14 protein-coding genes are annotated in these 17,342 nt (G+C 70.5%); 8 read left to right on the forward strand and 6 right to left on the reverse strand.

Annotated features, from left to right (window positions below; translation table 11 throughout):
• Nucleotides 1-95 precede the first annotated feature (95 nt).
• Nucleotides 96-2,126: a c-type cytochrome gene (locus D7X30_RS05605; RefSeq protein WP_120561822.1), complete on the reverse strand. Its 2,031-nt coding sequence runs from the start codon at nt 2,124-2,126 to the stop codon at nt 96-98.
• 256 nt (nt 2,127-2,382) lie between these two features.
• Here D7X30_RS05605 and D7X30_RS05610 point away from each other — a divergent pair, with 256 nt between their 5' ends.
• Both D7X30_RS05610 and D7X30_RS05615 read left to right on the forward strand, forming a co-directional pair.
• Nucleotides 2,383-3,915 (forward strand): cell wall metabolism sensor histidine kinase WalK, encoded by a 1,533-nt coding sequence (locus D7X30_RS05610; protein ID WP_120561823.1) that lies wholly within the window; start codon nt 2,383-2,385, stop codon nt 3,913-3,915.
• A complete protein-coding gene (locus D7X30_RS05615; protein WP_120561824.1) occupies nt 3,912-4,625 on the forward strand; it encodes a response regulator transcription factor in 714 nt (237 codons plus the stop codon). The genes D7X30_RS05610 and D7X30_RS05615 overlap by 4 nt, the downstream gene beginning before the upstream one ends.
• 10 nt (nt 4,626-4,635) lie before the next feature.
• Here the strand turns inward: D7X30_RS05615 and D7X30_RS05620 are convergent, their stop codons facing one another.
• Nucleotides 4,636-5,334 carry a bifunctional 2-polyprenyl-6-hydroxyphenol methylase/3-demethylubiquinol 3-O-methyltransferase UbiG gene (locus D7X30_RS05620; RefSeq protein ID WP_120561825.1) on the reverse strand — a complete coding sequence of 233 codons (699 nt, stop codon included), beginning with the start codon at nt 5,332-5,334 and terminating at the stop codon, nt 4,636-4,638.
• Between the two features lie 217 nt (nt 5,335-5,551).
• Between D7X30_RS05620 and D7X30_RS05625 the strand changes: the two genes are divergently transcribed.
• The 3 genes from D7X30_RS05625 to D7X30_RS05635 all read left to right on the forward strand — a co-directional run bounded on the left by D7X30_RS05625 (nt 5,552) and on the right by D7X30_RS05635 (nt 9,578).
• Nucleotides 5,552-7,237 (forward strand): hypothetical protein, encoded by a 1,686-nt coding sequence (locus tag D7X30_RS05625; RefSeq protein WP_120561826.1) that lies wholly within the window; start codon nt 5,552-5,554, stop codon nt 7,235-7,237.
• 268 nt (nt 7,238-7,505) lie between these two features.
• A complete protein-coding gene (locus D7X30_RS05630) occupies nt 7,506-8,870 on the forward strand; it encodes a sigma 54-interacting transcriptional regulator (protein ID WP_120561827.1) in 1,365 nt (454 codons plus the stop codon).
• Between the two features lie 60 nt (nt 8,871-8,930).
• A complete protein-coding gene (locus D7X30_RS05635; protein WP_120562562.1) occupies nt 8,931-9,578 on the forward strand; it encodes a DUF3332 domain-containing protein in 648 nt (215 codons plus the stop codon).
• Nucleotides 9,579-9,628: 50 nt separating this feature from the next.
• On the opposite strand, the gene D7X30_RS05640 is transcribed toward D7X30_RS05635, so the two are convergent.
• Together D7X30_RS05640 and D7X30_RS05645 are read right to left on the reverse strand one after the other, a co-directional pair.
• The gene (locus D7X30_RS05640; RefSeq protein WP_120561828.1) at nt 9,629-10,180 is read right to left on the reverse strand and encodes a hypothetical protein; all 552 of its coding nucleotides are present in this window, start codon (nt 10,178-10,180) and stop codon (nt 9,629-9,631) included.
• Nucleotides 10,177-11,520 carry a hypothetical protein gene (locus D7X30_RS05645; RefSeq protein WP_120561829.1) on the reverse strand — a complete coding sequence of 448 codons (1,344 nt, stop codon included), beginning with the start codon at nt 11,518-11,520 and terminating at the stop codon, nt 10,177-10,179. Before D7X30_RS05645 ends, D7X30_RS05640 begins: the two co-directional genes overlap by 4 nt.
• Before the next feature lie 179 nt (nt 11,521-11,699).
• Between D7X30_RS05645 and D7X30_RS05650 the strand changes: the two genes are divergently transcribed.
• Nucleotides 11,700-12,353, forward strand: coding sequence for a gluconate 2-dehydrogenase subunit 3 family protein (locus D7X30_RS05650; protein WP_120561830.1), 654 nt, complete (start codon nt 11,700-11,702; stop codon nt 12,351-12,353).
• Nucleotides 12,350-14,002 carry a GMC family oxidoreductase gene (locus D7X30_RS05655; protein ID WP_120561831.1) on the forward strand — a complete coding sequence of 551 codons (1,653 nt, stop codon included), beginning with the start codon at nt 12,350-12,352 and terminating at the stop codon, nt 14,000-14,002. The genes D7X30_RS05650 and D7X30_RS05655 overlap by 4 nt, the downstream gene beginning before the upstream one ends.
• Before the next feature lie 9 nt (nt 14,003-14,011).
• Here the strand turns inward: D7X30_RS05655 and D7X30_RS05660 are convergent, their stop codons facing one another.
• Complete coding sequence (locus D7X30_RS05660) at nt 14,012-14,452, reverse strand: hypothetical protein (RefSeq protein ID WP_233591415.1); 441 nt, start codon at nt 14,450-14,452, stop codon at nt 14,012-14,014.
• Between the two features lie 88 nt (nt 14,453-14,540).
• Here D7X30_RS05660 and D7X30_RS05665 point away from each other — a divergent pair, with 88 nt between their 5' ends.
• The gene (locus tag D7X30_RS05665) at nt 14,541-14,975 is read left to right on the forward strand and encodes a hypothetical protein (RefSeq protein ID WP_199724183.1); all 435 of its coding nucleotides are present in this window, start codon (nt 14,541-14,543) and stop codon (nt 14,973-14,975) included.
• Between the two features lie 59 nt (nt 14,976-15,034).
• Here the strand turns inward: D7X30_RS05665 and D7X30_RS05670 are convergent, their stop codons facing one another.
• The gene (locus D7X30_RS05670; protein WP_120561834.1) at nt 15,035-17,332 is read right to left on the reverse strand and encodes a hypothetical protein; all 2,298 of its coding nucleotides are present in this window, start codon (nt 17,330-17,332) and stop codon (nt 15,035-15,037) included.
• Nucleotides 17,333-17,342: the final 10 nt, after the last annotated feature.

A 17,342-nucleotide genomic window follows, 5' to 3' on the forward strand; every position in this document is an offset into this window, starting at 1 on the left:
TCTTCATGCCCGCGCGGCAGTGCTCAAGCAAGAACCCTGCGCGGCGCGGCCATCTCCAGAGGCAATGGCCGCGCTGGTGCGGTTCGCTTCTTCCGCTACAGCGTCTCCAGGTACGCCACCAGGTCGTCCACGTCCGCGTCGGACAGCCCCGCCGTCGTGCCGTGCAGGTTCGACTCGCGGCCGTTCAGCAGGCGGGCCTTGAGCGTGGGCGCGCTGCCGTCATGCAGGTACGGCGCGGTGCGGCCCACGCCCAGCAGCGACGGCGTGTTGAGCCCCGCCTCGATGACCGCCGCCGCGTCCCGCAGCACGCCCGAGAGCACGAACGTGCCCACGTCCACGTTGCGGTTGTCCGTGAGCGCCGCGCCCGTGTGGCACGTGTCGCACTTCGCCTGAGTGAAGAGGGCAGCCCCGCGCGCCTGGGACTCGGTCAGCGGCTCGCCCCGGGACACGTTGTCCGGCGCGGGGATGGCGTCGATGAACGCTCCCAGCTTCGCCACCGTGTCCTCGTTCAGCACCTGGCCGCCCATGCGGTCCTTCACCGTGGCGTTCATGAAGTCCCCCAGCGCGGAGAACTCACCGCTCCAGTGGAACGGCGCCGTCGCCGTGGTCATGCGCCCCGCCAGACTGGGCGTCTGGCGCGGCCCGTCCGGGAAGCCCCAAACGTGGCCGTCCTCGCGGCCCTCCAGGTGGCACGACGCGCAGGACACCGCCACGGCCGGGCTGGTCATCCGCGCATCCACCGCGCTGAAGAACAACCGCCGGCCCTCCGCCGCCATCGGAGACAGCGTGTCGCCCGCGATGACCAGACGCTCGCCCTCCTCGTTGATGTCGCCCCATTCATTGCCGCTGGAGCCCAGCGTGCTGACCGTGTGGTCGAACGCGTTGTAGACGTACGCCTTGCGCCCGTCCCGCGTGAGCGCGATGCCGTTGGGCCCCGCGCCCACGGCCACCAGCTGCCGCACCGGGCTCGTCTCATTCACCAGGTCCGAACCGGAGCGGCGCCACGAGGGCAGGATGGCCACGTTGTTCGAATCCTGGTTCACCAGGAACAGCCACGCGCCCGTGGGGTCCACCACCGCCGCCACCGGCCCCTGCAAGGGCGTTTCGAACAAGGGGCTCGCGATGAGCGACGTGGGGTAGTCCGGCTTCTCCTCCGGCGGCGGCTTGCACTCGTCCAGGTCGTCCACCACCGGCCGGGGCGCTTCGTCCTCCGCGTCGAAGGTGATGAGGCCCGCGGCCACCACGCCGCCACCGGCCGCCGCGCCGCAGGGCGTCCCGCCGCCGTACATGGACTCCCCCGGATTGGGCCCGCGGCCGTCCACGGGCCCGCCCAAGGGGTCTTCGCGCGACCACAGCACCGGCGCGAAGAGGCGCCGCCCATCCGGAGCGCTCAACAGGTCCACCATGCCGCGCGACCGGAAGGAGCGCGGGCCCTGCTGGGGGTTCATGGGCAGCGGCTCGAACTCCGAGGGGGCAGCAGAGGGCGACGGCCGGTTCGCCTTCGCGAGCAGGTCCGTGCCGCCGCGCAGCACCCGGGGCTGGGTCGCGTCAGACAGGTCCACCGTCATCACGTCGCCCTGCCGGAACAGCGACACCGCCGCCTTGCGGCCGTCCTCCAGCAGCGCGATGCCTCGCGGCTCCTCGCCCAGCGGCAGCTCCCAGCGCGCAGTGAGCGTGCCCGTGTCGATGGCGGTGAGGCTGCCCCGCGCGGCGGACTCGCGCATGGCGCTGTTCACCACGTACAGCGTGCTGCCGTCCGGAGACACCGCCATCCCCGTGGGCTCCACACCCACCGGGACGCGCGCGGCCTCCACCGCGTCACCCTTGCGGATGACGGACACGCTCCTGCCGCCCCGGTTCGTCACGTACACGGTGTCGTCCGGGCCCACCGTCACGCGCTCCGGACGCGGGCCCACCCGCACCTCGGACACCTTCTCCCGGCGGGCCGTGTCCACCACGGCGAGGATGCCGTTGTCCGCGTCCACCACGTAGAGCAGCGAGTCGTCCCGGCTGAGCGCCACGGACCCGGAGGCATTGCTCCAGGTGCCCGAGACCTCGCGCTCCTTGCAACCCGACAGCACCAGCGTCGTCACCGCGCACAGCGCGGCCCATCCCTGCCGTCGCATCGGAAATGCCATCCCCTCCCGCGAAGGCTTTCGCGCGCCCCTCCAGCCCCACCCTGCGCGCATGCCCCACGGCCTGTCTGGAAGCGTGCCGGCCCTGCTCACACGCCTTCCCGAGAGCCGCATGCTCGCTCAGCCGCCCACCCGAAGTCGACGCCCTCCCCACCCGCCGTATGCCTCCGGACAATGTCGGGAAGACTCCCCCCTCCCCCAAAAGCCGCGAGCACCCGGCCGCCGTCGCGTGTAGACACAGGGAGCCGTGTCTCGTCCCGCGCCCGTCATCCTCAGCTTCCGGCGCACGTTCGCGCTGCTCATCCTGCTGGTCGTGCTGCCCTCGGCCGGCCTGTCCGGATTCGGCGTCGTGGCCATCATCAACGAGCGCGCCGCGGTGGAGAAACGCCTGGAGGCCGCGTGGCGGGGGACGCTGGCGGACCTGTCCGCGGAGGTGCCCCGCGCGCTCAGCAGCGGACGGTTGGAGCGCGTGGGCACCGAGCGGCTGGCCTTCCTCCTGCCGGATGACCAGGAGCTGTCCGACCCGGACGGCACCTTCCACGTGGAGAACGGGCTCATCCACACGAAGGACCCGCAGCTGGCGGAGGCCCTGGCGGCGCTGGTGCCGGAGGCCGCCTCGCTGCCCACGGTGCCCACCGTCTTCTCGCTCGCCACGGGAGGCCGCGCGGTGATGGTGGCCGCCGAGCGCCAGGGCGCCACCGTGCGGGGCGTGCGGCTGTCGGGCGTGGCGCTGGACTCGCTCCTGTCGGACAAGGCGCAGGGGCGGGCCACGTCGGAGCCGGTGCGCTTCACGCTGCTGCCCGTGCCGCGCGACACGTCCAGCGAGGGCGGGCTCGTCAACCGGCTGATGTCGGAGGTGGCCCAGGCGCGACAGAACGCGATGGGGCCGCCGGTGCTCGCGGAGCGCGTGCTGTCCGCGCCGTTGCAGGACTTCCGCCTGGTGGTGCTGCCCATGGGCGAGGACCCGGTGGCGAGCGCGTCCACGCGCAACCGCGCCGTGTACGGCGTGCTCCTGGGCCTGTTCTATCTGACGCTCACCTTCGGCGTGGGCTACACCGCCCGCGTGCTCTACCGCGAGGCGCGCCTGTCGCGCATGAAGACGGACTTCGTGTCGCTGGTGAGCCATGAGCTGCGCACACCGCTCACCTCCATCCGGATGTTCATCGAGACGCTGGCCCTGGGCCGGCTGAAGGACCCGGCGCAGCAGCAGGAGGTGCTGGACCTGCTCACGAAGGAGACCGAGCGCCTGTCGGACCTCATCGAGCGGGTGCTGGACTGGGCGCGCATCGAGAGCGGCCGCAAGGTGTACCAGCGCGAGTCCCTGCCGGTGACGGACGTGGTGGACGCGGCGGTGGTGGCCTTCCGCACGCAGCGGCACGGCGACGGCATGGAGTTCACCGTGAAGGTGGAGGACGGGCTCCCCCATGTCGACGTGGACCGGGTCGCGGTGGCGGGCGCGCTGCTCAACCTGTTGCAGAATGCCTACAAGTACAGTGGGCCCACCCACCGCAAAATCGCCCTCCGGGCACAGAGAGACGGCGGACACGTGAACCTGTCGGTGGAGGACAACGGAGTGGGCATCGCCAAGAAGGACCGCAAGCGCATCTTCGAGCGCTTCTACCGGGTGGACAACCTGCTCACGCGCAAGACGGAGGGCAGCGGTCTGGGGCTCGCCATCAGCAAGCGCATCGTGGACGCGCACGGCGGCCGCATCACCGTGAAGAGCGAGCCCGGCCAGGGCAGCTGCTTCACCCTCCAGCTCCCGGTCAGCCGCGCATGAGCACGTCCGTTCCCCAAGAGGAGAAGCCCCAGCGCATCCTGGTGGTGGAGGACGACCTGTCCATCCTCACCGGAGTGTCCATGAACCTGCGCTTCGAAGGCTACGAAGTGCTCCAGGCCCAGGACGGCCGCACGGGCCTGGCCAAGGCGCTGGACGAGGCGCCGGACCTGCTGGTGCTGGACCTGATGCTGCCGGAGCTGAACGGCTACGAAGTCATCCGCGAGCTGCGCCAGCGCGGCCGGGACACGCCCGTGGTGGTGCTGTCCGCGCGGGGCCAGGAGTCGGATAAAATCCTGGGCCTCAACCTGGGCGCGGACGACTACGTGGTGAAGCCCTTCGGCCTCCAGGAATTGCTCGCGCGCATCAAGGCGGTGCTGCGCCGCCGGTTCGGTGCCACGGGCATCACGCCGCCGCCGGTGACGTTCGGGGACGTGAAGGTGGACCTGTCCCAGCGCACGGTGGCGCGCGACGGGCAGCCGGTGGAGCTGACGGCGCAGGAGTTCAAGCTGCTGGCGCATTTCCTGGCGCACCCGGGCCGCACCTTCACCCGCGAGGAGCTCCTGTCCGGCGCGTGGGGCTACCACTACGAAGGCAGCGCGCGCACGGTGGACAACTTCATGCGCCAGCTGCGGCTGAAGTTCGAGTCGGACCCCGAAGCGCCCCGGCACTTCCTCACCGTGCGCGGCCTGGGCTACCGCTTCGAGCGCTGAAGCGGGCGTTTCAAGTCCCGGCGACGCCAATCTGGCGCAGGTCCTCCAGGTCGAAGGGCTTGCCGTCGAAGCGACCGTAGCGCTCGCGCAGGGTGAGGCCGCTGGCGATGAGGGCGTTCTCCAGCTCCTCCGGCAGGAAGTGCTTCAGCTTGAGGCGGCGAATGGGGCTCTGGCCACCCGCCGGACGCCGCTCGCGCAGGTGCAGGGCGAAGAGGGGGCGGCGGGGCTCCACGGCGGAGCCGGGCTCGTCGTCGTCGCGAGGCAGCACGGGTTCGCGCGGGGCGTTGAGCACGTCGTAGATGAAGGTCCCGCCGGGGGCCAGGTGGTGGCGCACGGTGGCGAGGAACGCCTCCAGGTCGTCGCGGCCGGGCATCAGGCCCAGCGCGTGCTGCGGAGCGAGCACCAGGGGGAACTGCTCTGGCAGCCGCAGCGCGCGGGGGTCCGTGGCGATGAGGCGCGTGCGCGCGGAGACGTCCGGGGATTCGGAGGCGCGGCGCTCCTCGGCGGAGCGGATCATCGCCTCGGAGGGGTCCACACCGACGGTGGAGAAGCCGTGGCCCGCGAGCGCCCAGGGCACCCGGCCGTTGGCGGCGCCCAGCACCAGCACGGGCCCGCCGTGTTCGGCGGCCTGCCGTGTGTAGAAGACGAGGTCCGGCTCCTGTCCCACGAGGGACAGCGGGGTGCGACCGCGTGCGTCGTTGCCTGCCATTGCCCAGGCCCTAGCACGGTTGGGGGGCGCTCCGGGACCCCGGCGTTCACACATTGGGTACAGGGTTGCCCACCCGGTGTCGCTCAACCGACGCACACTGCCAGTGCCCCGACGGTTACCGGCCCCCGGGGGCTGGCACCCTCCTTGCCTTGATGGCCGCGAACAATGGTTTCGCGCCGGGGGACCTTCCCCCGGACCAGCGTGAGGTGGGCGGCATATGAAGCACGGGTGGCGGTGGACGGGGGCGCTCCTGCTGGCGGGAGCGCTGGGGTGGACGGGCTGCGGCGGGGACGACGGCGACACGACCCAGGTGGAGGTGCCGGTCACGCCCGTGGACGAGGACCCGCGGCTGCCGGACGCGGGCACGGGTGAGGTGGACGCGGGCACGCAGGTTCCCGACGCGGGCACGCAGGTTCCCGACGCGGGCACCGGGACGGATGCGGGCACAGGCACCGACGCCGGCACGGGGACGGATGCGGGCACCGGCACGGATGCAGGTACCGACGCGGGCACGACGGATCCCGGTGAAACGGAGTACGAGCTGCCGTCCGCGCCGGGCTGGACCTTCTACGGCCGCGAGCAGGGCGGGCCCCGCTTCGTCTACGGCGTGACCGCGGATGAAGGAGGCAACGTCTGGGTCGCGGGCGGCGAAGAGGGGCTGTTCCTCCTGAAGAAGGGAGAGAGCACCTTCCGGAAGTTCACGATCGCCGACGGCCTGCGTCCCTACGGCTACATGCCGGACGGCAGCGCGCCGACGGGCACGCCCTATCTCAAGGTCATCTCCGTCGCGGGCGCCTGGGACGGCGCGGTCTTCGTGGGCTACGCGGGCAAGCCGGCACCCGTGGACTGCGAAAGTGAATGGGACACCGCTGTTCAGGCCAGGCGGCCTGCGGACGCCAGCGTCTACAAGAGCGGTGACGCCGACCGCGTGGAGCTGCGTGCCGACGGCACCCTGAAGGTCGTGCACTACGACATCTCTTCCGGTCCGGGCGTGGTTTCAGGCTACGAGCGGCGGGAGAAGCTCTGCCACGTCTACCGGATCGCCTACGACAAGGACTCCAACCCCGATAACAGCAGCGTCTGGTTTGGCGGAAACCACGGCTTCGCCCGTGGAGATGCGCACTACGCGGGCGACCCGACGTGCAACGGGAAGCTGGAGTGCTCGGGCCTGGAAGAGCACAGCCACCCGGCCTACAGCGCGTTCATCTACAGCAACTACGCGAGCGATAAACTCCAGTACGGCACCGACTTCAGCAAGTACCAGGTCCGGGATGCGCTCCTGACGGACGCCTACTACGGCATCGCGCCCCTGCCCAACCACGACGTCTGGATTGGCGGCGCCAACCGCTCCACCAAGTACTACTACGGCACGACGGGCCTCAACTTCTGGAGGGCCCAGGAGATGACTGAGAATCGGGAGTACAAGTGGAACCGCCGGGACCTCTGGACGGATGCGGTGGGTGAGCAGGAATGGCCCTACGCCCGCCCCGAGGAGCGGACGGAGGACCTCGTCTCCGCGATGGCAGTCGTCCCCGACGGTACCAATCGCGTCTGGGTCAGCTCCTTCGCCAACGGGCTCCTGCAGCTCGACGCTGAGGGAAATGTCCTGCGCAGCTTGAAGAACGACCTCATCGCTCCGCACGTGGCCAGCGTCGCGGTGGATCCCCTGGACAACAGCGCGTGGGCAGGAGCTGCCTGGGGCGGCGGAATCAGCCGCGTGGGAGGGGGCGTCACGAAGTACAGCTACTCGCTCTTCGGCCAGCCTCTCTCCGGGCTGCGCATCCCGGACATCCAGGTGGACCGCTCCGGAGCCCGCCGCCGCATGCTCGTGGCCTTCACGCCCATTGAACCGGTCAAGGGTCCTGTCACCCCGGGCGCCATCGGCATCTACGAAGGCGACTGACGCCGCATCCACACCGAAGTCCTGACACGGCCGTCCTTCCCGTCATGGGGAGGGCGGCCGTTGTCTTGGAGCCCACCTGGGCCACCGCGATGCTTTCACCCTGAAGCATCCCAACCCGCGGGCACCGCCCCCCCCTCTCGCACCGCGAGAAAACAAACCGGCACACACGCTTTTGACGCGCCGTGCCCGGCTGCCCACCTGCCGGGCACGGCCTGCACCGACAGACAGCCCGCGCGAGCCCGAAGCCGTCTAGAATCCCCGCCCGCTCATGCCCTCCGTTCCTCCCGCCCCCATCCCCCTGCACACCGTCGTCGCCGAGCGGGCGCAGGAGGAGCGGTTGTCCGCGCAGCGCTTCCACCTGGTGCTGCTGGACACCGAGCGCGCGGGCACCGTGTACCCGCTCGCCACGGAGGACCTGCGCGTCGGCAAGTCCACCGACAACGACGTCGTCATCGACCACCCCACGGTCAGCCGCAACCACCTGGTGGTGCGCCGCCAGGGTGACCGCTTCCTCGTGCAGGACCTGGGCTCCACCAACGGCACCTTCCTGGACGGCGCCCAGGTGCGCGAGGCCTTCCTGCGCCCCGGCGCCCTGCTGGAAGTGGGCGACGTGCGCCTGCGCTTCAGCCCGCAGATGGCGCCCGTGCAGGTGGAGCCCACCGCCGAGGACCGGCTGGGCGACCTCGTGGGCCGCAGCCTGCCCATGCGGCAGATTTTCGCGCTGCTCCAGCGCATCGCCCCCACGGACTCCACCGTGCTGCTCGTGGGTGAGACGGGCTCCGGCAAGGGCGCGGGCGCCAAGGCCATCCACAAGTTGAGCCCCCGCGCGGCCGGGCCGCTCGTCGTGTTCGACTGCGCCAGCGTGTCCGACTCGCTCATCGAGTCCGAGCTGTTCGGCCATGAGAAGGGCGCCTTCACCGGCGCGGTGGGCCAGCGCATCGGGTGCCTGGAGCGCGCCCACGGAGGCACCCTCTTCCTGGACGAAATCGACGACCTCGCCCTGGACCTGCAGCCCAAGCTGCTGCGCGCCATCGAGGACCGCGAGTTCCGCCGCCTGGGCTCCTCGACCCCCATCTCCTTCGACGCGCGCATCGTCGTGGCCAGCAAGAAGGACCTGTGGGCGGAGACGCAGGCGGGCCGCTTCCGCGAGGACCTCTACTTCCGCCTGTCTGTCTTCACCTTCAGCCTGCCGCCCCTGCGCGACCGCAAGGAGGACATCCCGCTGCTCGTGGAGGCCTTCGCGGGCGAGGGCCTGTGGCCCCGGCTGCCGGAGAAGATTCAGGAGCAGTTCCTGGGGCACACCTGGCCGGGCAACGTGCGCGAATTGCGCAACGCCCTGGAGCGCGCCCGGCACATGGTGGACATCCCGGGCCTGGCCGGGGAGAACCTCCTGCGCGAGTTCACCCGCGACGTGCCCGCCCCCGCCGGGGACTTCCTGCCGGTGGAGTTCACCGGGCCGTTCAAGGTGTGCAAGGACGAGCTCGTCCGCGCCTTCGAGCGCGAGTACCTCACGCGCCTGCTGGGCCGCGCCCGGGGCAACATCGCCCGCGCCGCCCGCGAGGCGGAGCTGGACCGCAAGCACCTCTATTCACTGCTGCACAAGTACGGGCTCGTTCAGAGTGAGCCGGACTGAGCCCTTCGTGGCATGGTGGCGGCCGCGTTCACGCGGTCCCCCATCCCCCAGGAGGGCTTCATGAAGTTGCGTCCGTCCCGCTGGCTCGGTGTGCTGTGCGCGAGTGTCCTGATGATGCACGCGACAGGCTGCTTCGGCTCGTTCAAGCTCACGACGAAGATCTGGCAGTTCAACAAGGGCATCTCCGGCAACAAGTTCGTCCAGTGGCTGGTGTTCCTCGTGTTCATCGTGGTGCCCGTCTATGAAATCGGCACGCTGGTGGACGCGCTCGTCGTCAACAGCATCGAGTTCTGGACCGGCGGCAACCCGGTGAGCAGCGTGGAGGGCGAAGACTCCAACACGCGCATCGTGAAGCTCGGCCCCACCGACACGCTGAAGATGTCCCGCGACGTAGAGTCCGGCGTCATGCGCCTGGAACTCCAGCGCGAGGGCCAGGAGCCCGTGGTGCGCTACTTCGAACCGCTGGAGGACGGCATGGTCGCGCGCGACGAGGCGGGCGCCCTGCTCATCCGCGCGCAGGGCCAGACGGACGGCGCGGTGAAGGTGACGGACGCCACCGGCTCCACCGTGACGGTGCACGCGCGGGACGCGGTGGACGCCGCGCGCCAGCTCTTCCTGGACGGCGGCGCTCCGGCGCTCGCGCAGTTCGCCACGCACCAGGGACAGCTCTCACAGGGAATGGCCGCGCTCGACACCTGCACGCCATAAGAGAAGACCCAGGGCTTCCGGCGTGAAGTCACCGGAAGCCCCGGAGTGATTCAGGGCGCGGGCTCGTCGACCACCACGTCGCCCAGGTCCGGGCCGAAGCCCGCGTCGAGCGCCAGGGAGTTGAACGTCCCCTCCATGCTGCGCCCCGCGCCGTAGCCGTCGCCCTTCTTGAACGACAGGGAGAAGTCCCCGCGCGTGGCCTCGCCCACGTTGCCGCCTTCGTCCAGCACCAGGTCGCCGCGCTCCACCCGGGTGAAGACGCGCGCGGGCTCACCCGCGGCCACGTGCACCACCGACGCGCGTTCGCGGCCGGAGGGCGTGGTGCCGCCGAGCTGCACCTTCGTGCCCGGCTTCAGGTCCACGCCTTCCGTGTCCACCGTGAGCCGCGCGACCAGGTCCACGTCCAGGCCGTTGTTGCGGAAGTAGCTCACCTGGAGCGCCTCCGGGTTGCGGCGGATCTCCACCCGCGACACGTCGGTGACGGGGAACAGCTCCGACACGCTGCCGGACAGCTCGTTGTCTCCGCGGCACGCGACGGCGCCCGCGCCGCTCAGCACGGCCGCGAGCCCCAACGCCGCCACGGCGCGTCCCGCGAGGCTCACCGCTCCACCGCCAGGTGCAGCGCGGTGGTCGCCGGGTTGCGGTAGAGCACCACGCGCTGTCCCGTGGACAGGAACGCCAGCTTCGGCGACCAGCCTCCGTCGAAGTCCACCGTCGTCTCACGCCACTGGCCCTCCACGCGCGTGGCGATGACGAGCGCGTCGTCCGACGGCGAGCAGCCGCCCTCGTTGCGTCCGGGCTCCAGCGAGCAGACGTGGAACGCGATGGACGGATCATGCGTCGCCGGGTCGAACGCCAGCGACGGGTACCAGCCCCCCGTGCCCGTCTGGTAGACGGGATCCGGCACCGTCCAGTCTCCCGACAACGCGCACTTCGACCCGGTCTTGCCGTCACAGGAGATGAAGGTGAGCTTGTTGTCCGAGCGATCCACCACCGCGATGCCGAAGCCCACCACGGGGTCGTACGCCAGCGACGCGCCCAACTGGGTGTTGCCCACCGACTGGATCATCCTCGCGGGCGTCCAGCTCTGTCCGTCCGAGCCCCGGCGCTGGAAGTACACGTTCGTTCCCGGCGCGTCCGCGGCCCCGATGGCCAGGTCGAACACCAGCGCCGGCTGCCCATCCGCCATCACCACCTGGGAATGGCCGCCATACGCGGGCTTCTCCTCGCCTCCATTGCCTCCCGCGGCCGCCATCTGGTGCTGCCATGACGTCGGCCCACCGATGGCCAGCTCCATGTCACTGGCGTTCCAGTCCTGCTGCGGGAACTGCCCGTTGTGCACGTCCCGGTAGGAGACGATGGCCTGGTTCCCGTTGAACACCATGGACGGACTGATGCCCACCACGTGGCCCGTGTCGCTGACGGAGTTGGCCGGGGCCTCGTTGCTCATCCGCACGGCGACCTGTTCGGTCCACGTCCCGTTCGCGTTGCGGTAGGCCACCGCCAGGTCGCTCTGGAACCAGAAGATGGACTCCGGCGAGGTGCCGTCGTTGACGCCGCCCAGGTAGCTCACCGCGGGCTGCCCGTTCGCGGCGAAGGCCAGCGACACGCCGTATACGCGCTGCACGGTCCGGATGACTTCCGGGGTCTGCTGCACCTGACCGTCCTTCACCTCGCGGTAGCGCAGCTCGTAGTCCAGCTCCTTGCCGGCCACCTTCACGAAGTACGCGATGCCGATGCGGTCATCGGGGCCCACCGCCATCGCGATGGAGGAGATGCGGTGCAATTCACTCGCGCCGGTGTCCACCACCAGCCGCACGAAGGGCGTTTCCGTCGTGCCCGCATCCGTTCCAGGCTTCGGTCCCGCGTCGGGATTGGCCGGCTTGCCGCCGCCACATCCCAGCGCGAGCGCCGCTCCCAGTAGCCACGCGTGCCGTTTCATGCGGTTCTTCTCCTTGGTTCAGTCGGCCTGGTTGAGTGCGCCATCCTATGTCAGCCGCGCGCGTTGTCCGTCACGCCTCGCGGTGCGCCCATACGTCACGCACGCGGTGGGCGGCCAACCGACCCCGGCCCCTTCTCAGGTGCCGTGAAACACAGGCACCTGGGTTAGGCTCGCGCGCCATGGCTCGCGCGCGTTCGCTCCCCCCGAAGCTGTCCCGGCGCACCTTCATCCAGCGGCTCACCTTCTTCGGCGGCGGCGTGGTGCTGCTGGGTGGCGTTGCGTGTAAACGTTCGAAGGAGGCGGAAGCGAAGAAGGCTCCGGAGCCCACCGGCACCACCACCGCCGGGCAGACGCTGCGCACCTTCTCCGCCTTCGAGTACGCCGTCGTCGCCGCGGCCACGGAGCGGCTGCTCCCCCGCGACGAGGACCCGGGCGCCCAGGACGCGGACGTGGCGCTCTACATCGACCGCATCCTGGAGACGCAGGGGCTGGAGTCCATGCACCGCGACTTCCTCCAGGGCCTGTCCGCGCTGGAGCGCCGCGCGCAGCGCATGTTCCAGAAGGGCTTCGCGCAGGCCACGCCCGCCCAGCAGGACGAGCTGCTCGCCATCTTCAAGGACAGCCCGGCCGGCAGCGGCGAGGCCCACTTCTTCGAGCTGTTGATGACGCTCAGCCTGGAGGGCTTCCTGGGCGACCCGTCCTACGGCGGCAACAAGGGCCGCGTGGGCTGGCGCCTGATGGGCTTCGACACCGTGGGCACGCTCGCCATGGCGCCCCCGGAGGGCTACGACGGGCCCAAGTGCCTGCGCGAGTGCGGAGGTCACCACCCGTGAGCCTGCCTTCCGTGGACGTGTGCATCGTGGGCAGCGGCGCGGGTGGAGCGCCGCTCGCGCTGGAGCTGGGGAGAGCGGGCTTCAAGGTCGTGGTGCTGGAGAAGGGCCGCCACTACCAGCCCAAGGACTTCGTCCACGACGAGATCCTCAACAGCCGCCGCAACTTCTTCATGCCGCTGCCCTGGGAGGAGCCGCACCTGGTGCGCCAGGGGACCAAGGGCCGCTACGAGCGCAGCAACGCCGCGTGGACCGCCAACTGCGTGGGCGGCGGCACCGTGCACATGAGCGGCTTCTTCTACCGCCTCAAGCCGGTGGACTTCCGCCTGCGCTCCACACTGGGCGCCGTGCCCGGCACCACCGTGGCGGACTGGCCCATCTCCTACGAGGAGCTGGCCCCCTTCTACGACAAGGCGGAAGCCGAGCTGGGCGTGTCCGGTCAGGCCGTCCCCCACCCCTTCGCGGAACCCCGCAGCGGCCCCTATCCGCTGCCGCCCCTGGACGTGCACCCGGTGGCGTCCGAAATCGACAAGGTGTGCTCGGCCATGGGCTGGCACGCGCTGCCCACCGCGCGCGGCATCATCAGCAAGGCCTACAAGGGCCGCTCGCCGTGCGCGTACTGCGCGCTGTGCGGCAGCTACGGCTGTGAGACGGGCGCCAAGAGCAGCACGCTCGCGAGCCTCATCCCCAACGCCATCGCCACCGGCAACGTGGAGGTGCGCCCGGGCTGCATGGCGCGCTCCATCGAAGTGGACAAACAGGGCCGCGCGAAGAGCGTGGTGTACCTGGACAAGGACGGCGTCGCGCAGGAGCAGCCCGCGAAGGTCATCATCGCCTCCGCCACCGCCGTGGAGAGCGCGCGCCTCTTGCTCAACTCCACCTCCAGCCGCTTCCCCAATGGCCTGGCCAACGGAAGCGGGCTCGTGGGTAGGAACCTCCTCTTCAGCTCCTTCGGCGGCTCGCGGGCGCACTTCCGCGTGTCGAAGCAGAAGGCCGCGCGGCCGTGGCTCACGGACCCGGCGCCCTTCGTCAACCGAAGCCTCCAGGACTTCTACGTGATGCCGGACGCGCGCCACGGCTTCCGCAAGGGCGGCACGCTGGGCTTCATGTGGGCGCACCCCAACCCCATCTACGCGGCGGTGGGACTGGCGGGCACCGGCAAGTCGGGCGTGTTCGGCAAGGAGCTGAAGGACCGCATGCGCGCGTACCGCGACTCGCGCATCCTCGAGTTCGAGGTCTACGCGGAGTTCCTCCCCACGCCCGGCACCTCCGTCACGGTGGAGCCCGAGGTGAAGGACAAGTACGGCATCCCCGTGGCCGCCATCACCCTGGACCGGCACCCGGCCGACTTCGCCGCCACGCGCTTCCTCGTGGAGCGCGGAGAAGAAGTGCTGATGCGCCTGGACCCGGACAGCGTGGAGCGCGTGGGCACGCAGGGAGAGACGACCATCCTCCAGCACGGCACCTGCCGCTTCGGCGATGACGCGGCGGCCTCCGTGCTGGACAAGCACTGCCGCGCGCACGAAGTGCCCAACCTCTACGTCGTGGACGGCAGCTTCATGCCCACCGGTGGCAGCGTGCCCTCCACGCTCACCATCGTGGCCAACAGCTTCCGCGTGGCGGACCACCTGGTGCGCACGCTCAAGGGCTGAAGCGGCGCACTACTGGAGGCGCAGCGGCGTCACGTCCACCTTCACCACGTAGCGCGCCTGCATGTCGGAGTCGAACTCCACCAGGTGGTCACCCACGCCGGTGACGTCCGCCTGCTGGGTGAAGACGCCGAACTTCTCCATCTGGTCCAGCGCCGCGCGGCCCGTGGATGCCTTGCGCTGCCGTGCGCGGCAGCCCTCTTCGTGCACGCTGATGGCCGTCTCCTCGCCCGCCGCCGTCACCTCCTCCAGGTAGAAGCTCACCTTGATGGTGGACGCCTCCGGCACGCGCACCAGCACCTGCCCGCGGCCGGGGAAGCGGCCCTCGGAGTAGCTCTCCGGCCCGAGGATGCAGCCCGCGTACTCACTGCACACGGGCCAGGACGCCTTGCAGACATCCAGCACGCGCGCGCCGATGAAGTCATCCCGCGAGCCACCGCATGCGACGAGCATCAATCCCATCACCGCGCCCGCCAGTCGCGAGACATTCCGTGTTACAACACCAGACATTCTTTCAAACCTCACCGAGGAGTGGATGTCCATGCGCATGCGCAACCTGTGGCTGCCCCTCACCATCATCGCCCTGGCGGGCTGCGGAGACGAGTCCGAGGACCTGCCGAACACGCCGCAGTTGCTCATCGACCGTACGGAGCTGAGCTTCGACACGGAGTTCTCCGCTGGGACCTACGTGGGGGCGACGACCTTCAACACGCTCTACATCGAGAACCGCGGCCTCCAGACGTTGGAGCTCAACGAGGCCTCTATCTCCGGCCCCAGCGTCTTCACCATGAAGAAGCCGGAGACCTGGCCGGAGAACGGCCCCCTGAAGCTGGAGACCTACCAGCGCGCCTTCATCGAGGTCGCCTTCAAGCCCAACGCCGCGAAGGAGTTCACCGGCACGCTCACCCTCAAGTCCAACGCCGCCAACGGCGAAACGCGCGAGCTGGCGCTCAAGGGCAAGGGCATCGCGCCGTAGTCCCGGCGGTGCCCCCGGAGGCGGCGGAGGCGTGAAGCCCCGCCGCCCGCCCGGGCCCGCTAGCGGGTGAACTGGCAACCGCCCACCCACGTGCCACCGTCCTGCGTGGGCGCCGGGCACGACGTGGGCGAGCCGCCATCCGCCGCATTGTAGCTGCGCGGGTAGTCGCCGTAGCCGGTGCGCAGCGTGTAGCCCACGGGCGTGTAGTCCGTGCGCTCGGTGGCGCTCACCGCCACCTTGAGCGTGCCGCCCTGGATGAAGCGCCGCTCCAGGCAGGAGCACGTGTAGGGCGACACCGTGACGCGCGTCGTGGTGGCCGTCTTCTCCAACTGGTACAGCGCCTGGTAGCTGCTGAGCGGCGCGCTCACGGAGGTGTGCCACGCGCGCATCGCCGTCGGGTTGTAGGCCAGCGTCAGCGCGCCGCCCGTGCTGGTGGTCGTCACCGGCATGCACCCGGTGGTGCCGCCGTCCGTGGCGGAGCCGTCGCAGAAGGTCAAATCCAGCGCCAGCCCGTGCGGCGTGCCGCCATCCGGCAGGTTGTCCACGTCCCACTGCACCAGCCACGCCGCGTCCTCGGGCGCGCTCAGCGCGGGGAGCTGGTACTCGAAGGTGTCCGTGTCGGAGGGCACCGCGTCGTAGTCCGTGGGGCCGCGCACGCCCAGGCCCGTGGCGCGGTCGTTGTTCCGCAGCCGTCCGTGGCCGTGCGTCAGCTGGCCCTTCGCCTCGAAGGTGGCGTTGCCCACCGGCAGGTTGCCCGTGCCCACGCCGCCGAGCGTCTTGGAGCGCGGCTGCTCCACGCCCCCGCTGTAGGCGTTCTCCTCATCCGTGTCCTCCGCCGCCCAGGACACCTCCAGCCGGTAGTCGCGGTCATCCGCCCAGTTGTTGCCGTCGTCCTGCACCGCGAAGTGGTACGTCACCTCCGTGCCGTGCGCGGGCACCGGCAGCGCGCCCTGGAAGTTGCTCAGGCCGGGGAAGCGCGCCGGGTCGCTCTCCTCGCGCAGCGACTGGATGCACAGCACGGCCTCCGCGTTGTTGCAGTAGGCCTGCACCAGCCCCGGCGCGTCGGGGTGCTCGCGCGTGTCGCGAGGGCACACGGTGGCGTCGCTGGTGCAGGTGGCGCGCTGCTCCGCGGTGACGGACGTGCTCACCGTGGTGAACACCAGCACCTGCCGGTCCGCCAGCTGGCCCAGCGGCAGGGGCAGCGGGTCGAAGCGCGTGGTGGTGGGCCGCTCCGTCAGCCGGTAGCGCAGCACGCTGGGCTTCGTCAGGCTCGACAGCTTCACCGCGAACCAGTCGCGGTCGCCCACGTAGCCCAGCCGGCCCTCGAAGGTCGTGGACGCGCCCGGCGCCCCCAGGTTGTTCGAGTACGCGCGCGCGTAGGCGTCGTTGTCCCCGGACTGGTCGCGCGGGTCCTCCTCGTCCACCACGCGAATCTCCACCTCGTAGGGCTGGCGCAGGTCGCCCGAGGGCACGGGCTCGTTGTTGCCCCGGTAGCCCTTCACCACCAGCACCCAGGTGCCCGCCAGCTTCACCTTGCGCGCGGTGGCCATCACGCCCGGGTGCACCTTGGGCAGCACGTTGCCCTCCGACTCCTTGTCGGTGCTGCCGGGGCGCAGGAGCTCATAGGACAGGCGGTAGTTGGGCGCGAAGCCCTGGTCCGGCGCGGTGATGCGCACGTAGGCGATCTTCCCCGCCGTCAGCGGGAAGCTGAAGCGGTCCACGTCGTTGTCCGTGGCCAGGTAGCCCTGCGCGGTGCCCACCTGCACGGCCCCCTGCGCCGCGAGCGCGATGGGCGTGGGCGTGACGTCGTTGGGCTCGTTCGCGTCCGGGTTCTCCAACAGCTCCACGGTGAGCCGGTAGGGGTTGCGCGCGTCGTAGTTGGGGCGCGCGGGGTTCGTGGGCGCGTCGCGCACCACGATGATGAGCTGCGTGTCCGGCGTGCCGTACGGCAGCACGATGTCCACCGGCTTCGGGGCGCCCGCGCCGTGCTGGTCCGACTTCGCCACCAGCGAGGTGCTCTTGTCCTTCTCCAGCACGGAGACGGACAGGTTCACCGGCGTGCTGGACGCCAGGTACGTGCCGGTGACGTGCACCAGCGTGCGCGCGTTGGCGGTGGCGGGGATGCGGACGCTGTACCAGTCCTCGTCACCGGCCTTCACGTCGCCCGTGAGCGCCAGGAAGCGCTCCATGGGCACGCCGGGCTTCAGCTCGCAGTCCGCGTTCGTCAGCGCCTCCTCGCGGTTGTTGCAGAGGTCCTCCACCACGCCCGTGCCAGCGTCCGGCGTGTCGTCCCCCTCGGAGGAACAGGCGGCCAACAGGAGGAGCGCGAGCGGGAGCAGTCGGGTGCGGAGGCGCATGGGGGAATCC

It is taken from the genome of Corallococcus sp. AB011P (assembly GCF_003611605.1).
GTDB classification, from domain to species: domain Bacteria; phylum Myxococcota; class Myxococcia; order Myxococcales; family Myxococcaceae; genus Corallococcus; species Corallococcus coralloides.

What these genes read in the sequence shown, in the direction of transcription:
- D7X30_RS05630 (WP_120561827.1), top strand. Translation starts at nt 7,506, where the DNA reads ATGCCCTCCGTTCCTCCCGCCCCCATCCCCCTGCACACCGTCGTCGCC.
- D7X30_RS05645 (WP_120561829.1), bottom strand. Translation starts at nt 11,520, where the DNA reads ATGAAACGGCACGCGTGGCTACTGGGAGCGGCGCTCGCGCTGGGATGT.
- D7X30_RS05665 (WP_199724183.1), top strand. Translation starts at nt 14,541, where the DNA reads ATGCGCATGCGCAACCTGTGGCTGCCCCTCACCATCATCGCCCTGGCG.
- D7X30_RS05605 (WP_120561822.1), bottom strand. Translation starts at nt 2,126, where the DNA reads ATGCGACGGCAGGGATGGGCCGCGCTGTGCGCGGTGACGACGCTGGTG.
- D7X30_RS05615 (WP_120561824.1), top strand. Translation starts at nt 3,912, where the DNA reads ATGAGCACGTCCGTTCCCCAAGAGGAGAAGCCCCAGCGCATCCTGGTG.
- D7X30_RS05620 (WP_120561825.1), bottom strand. Translation starts at nt 5,334, where the DNA reads ATGGCAGGCAACGACGCACGCGGTCGCACCCCGCTGTCCCTCGTGGGA.
- D7X30_RS05650 (WP_120561830.1), top strand. Translation starts at nt 11,700, where the DNA reads ATGGCTCGCGCGCGTTCGCTCCCCCCGAAGCTGTCCCGGCGCACCTTC.
- D7X30_RS05670 (WP_120561834.1), bottom strand. Translation starts at nt 17,332, where the DNA reads ATGCGCCTCCGCACCCGACTGCTCCCGCTCGCGCTCCTCCTGTTGGCC.
- D7X30_RS05660 (WP_233591415.1), bottom strand. Translation starts at nt 14,452, where the DNA reads ATGCTCGTCGCATGCGGTGGCTCGCGGGATGACTTCATCGGCGCGCGC.
- D7X30_RS05635 (WP_120562562.1), top strand. Translation starts at nt 8,931, where the DNA reads ATGAAGTTGCGTCCGTCCCGCTGGCTCGGTGTGCTGTGCGCGAGTGTC.
- D7X30_RS05625 (WP_120561826.1), top strand. Translation starts at nt 5,552, where the DNA reads ATGAAGCACGGGTGGCGGTGGACGGGGGCGCTCCTGCTGGCGGGAGCG.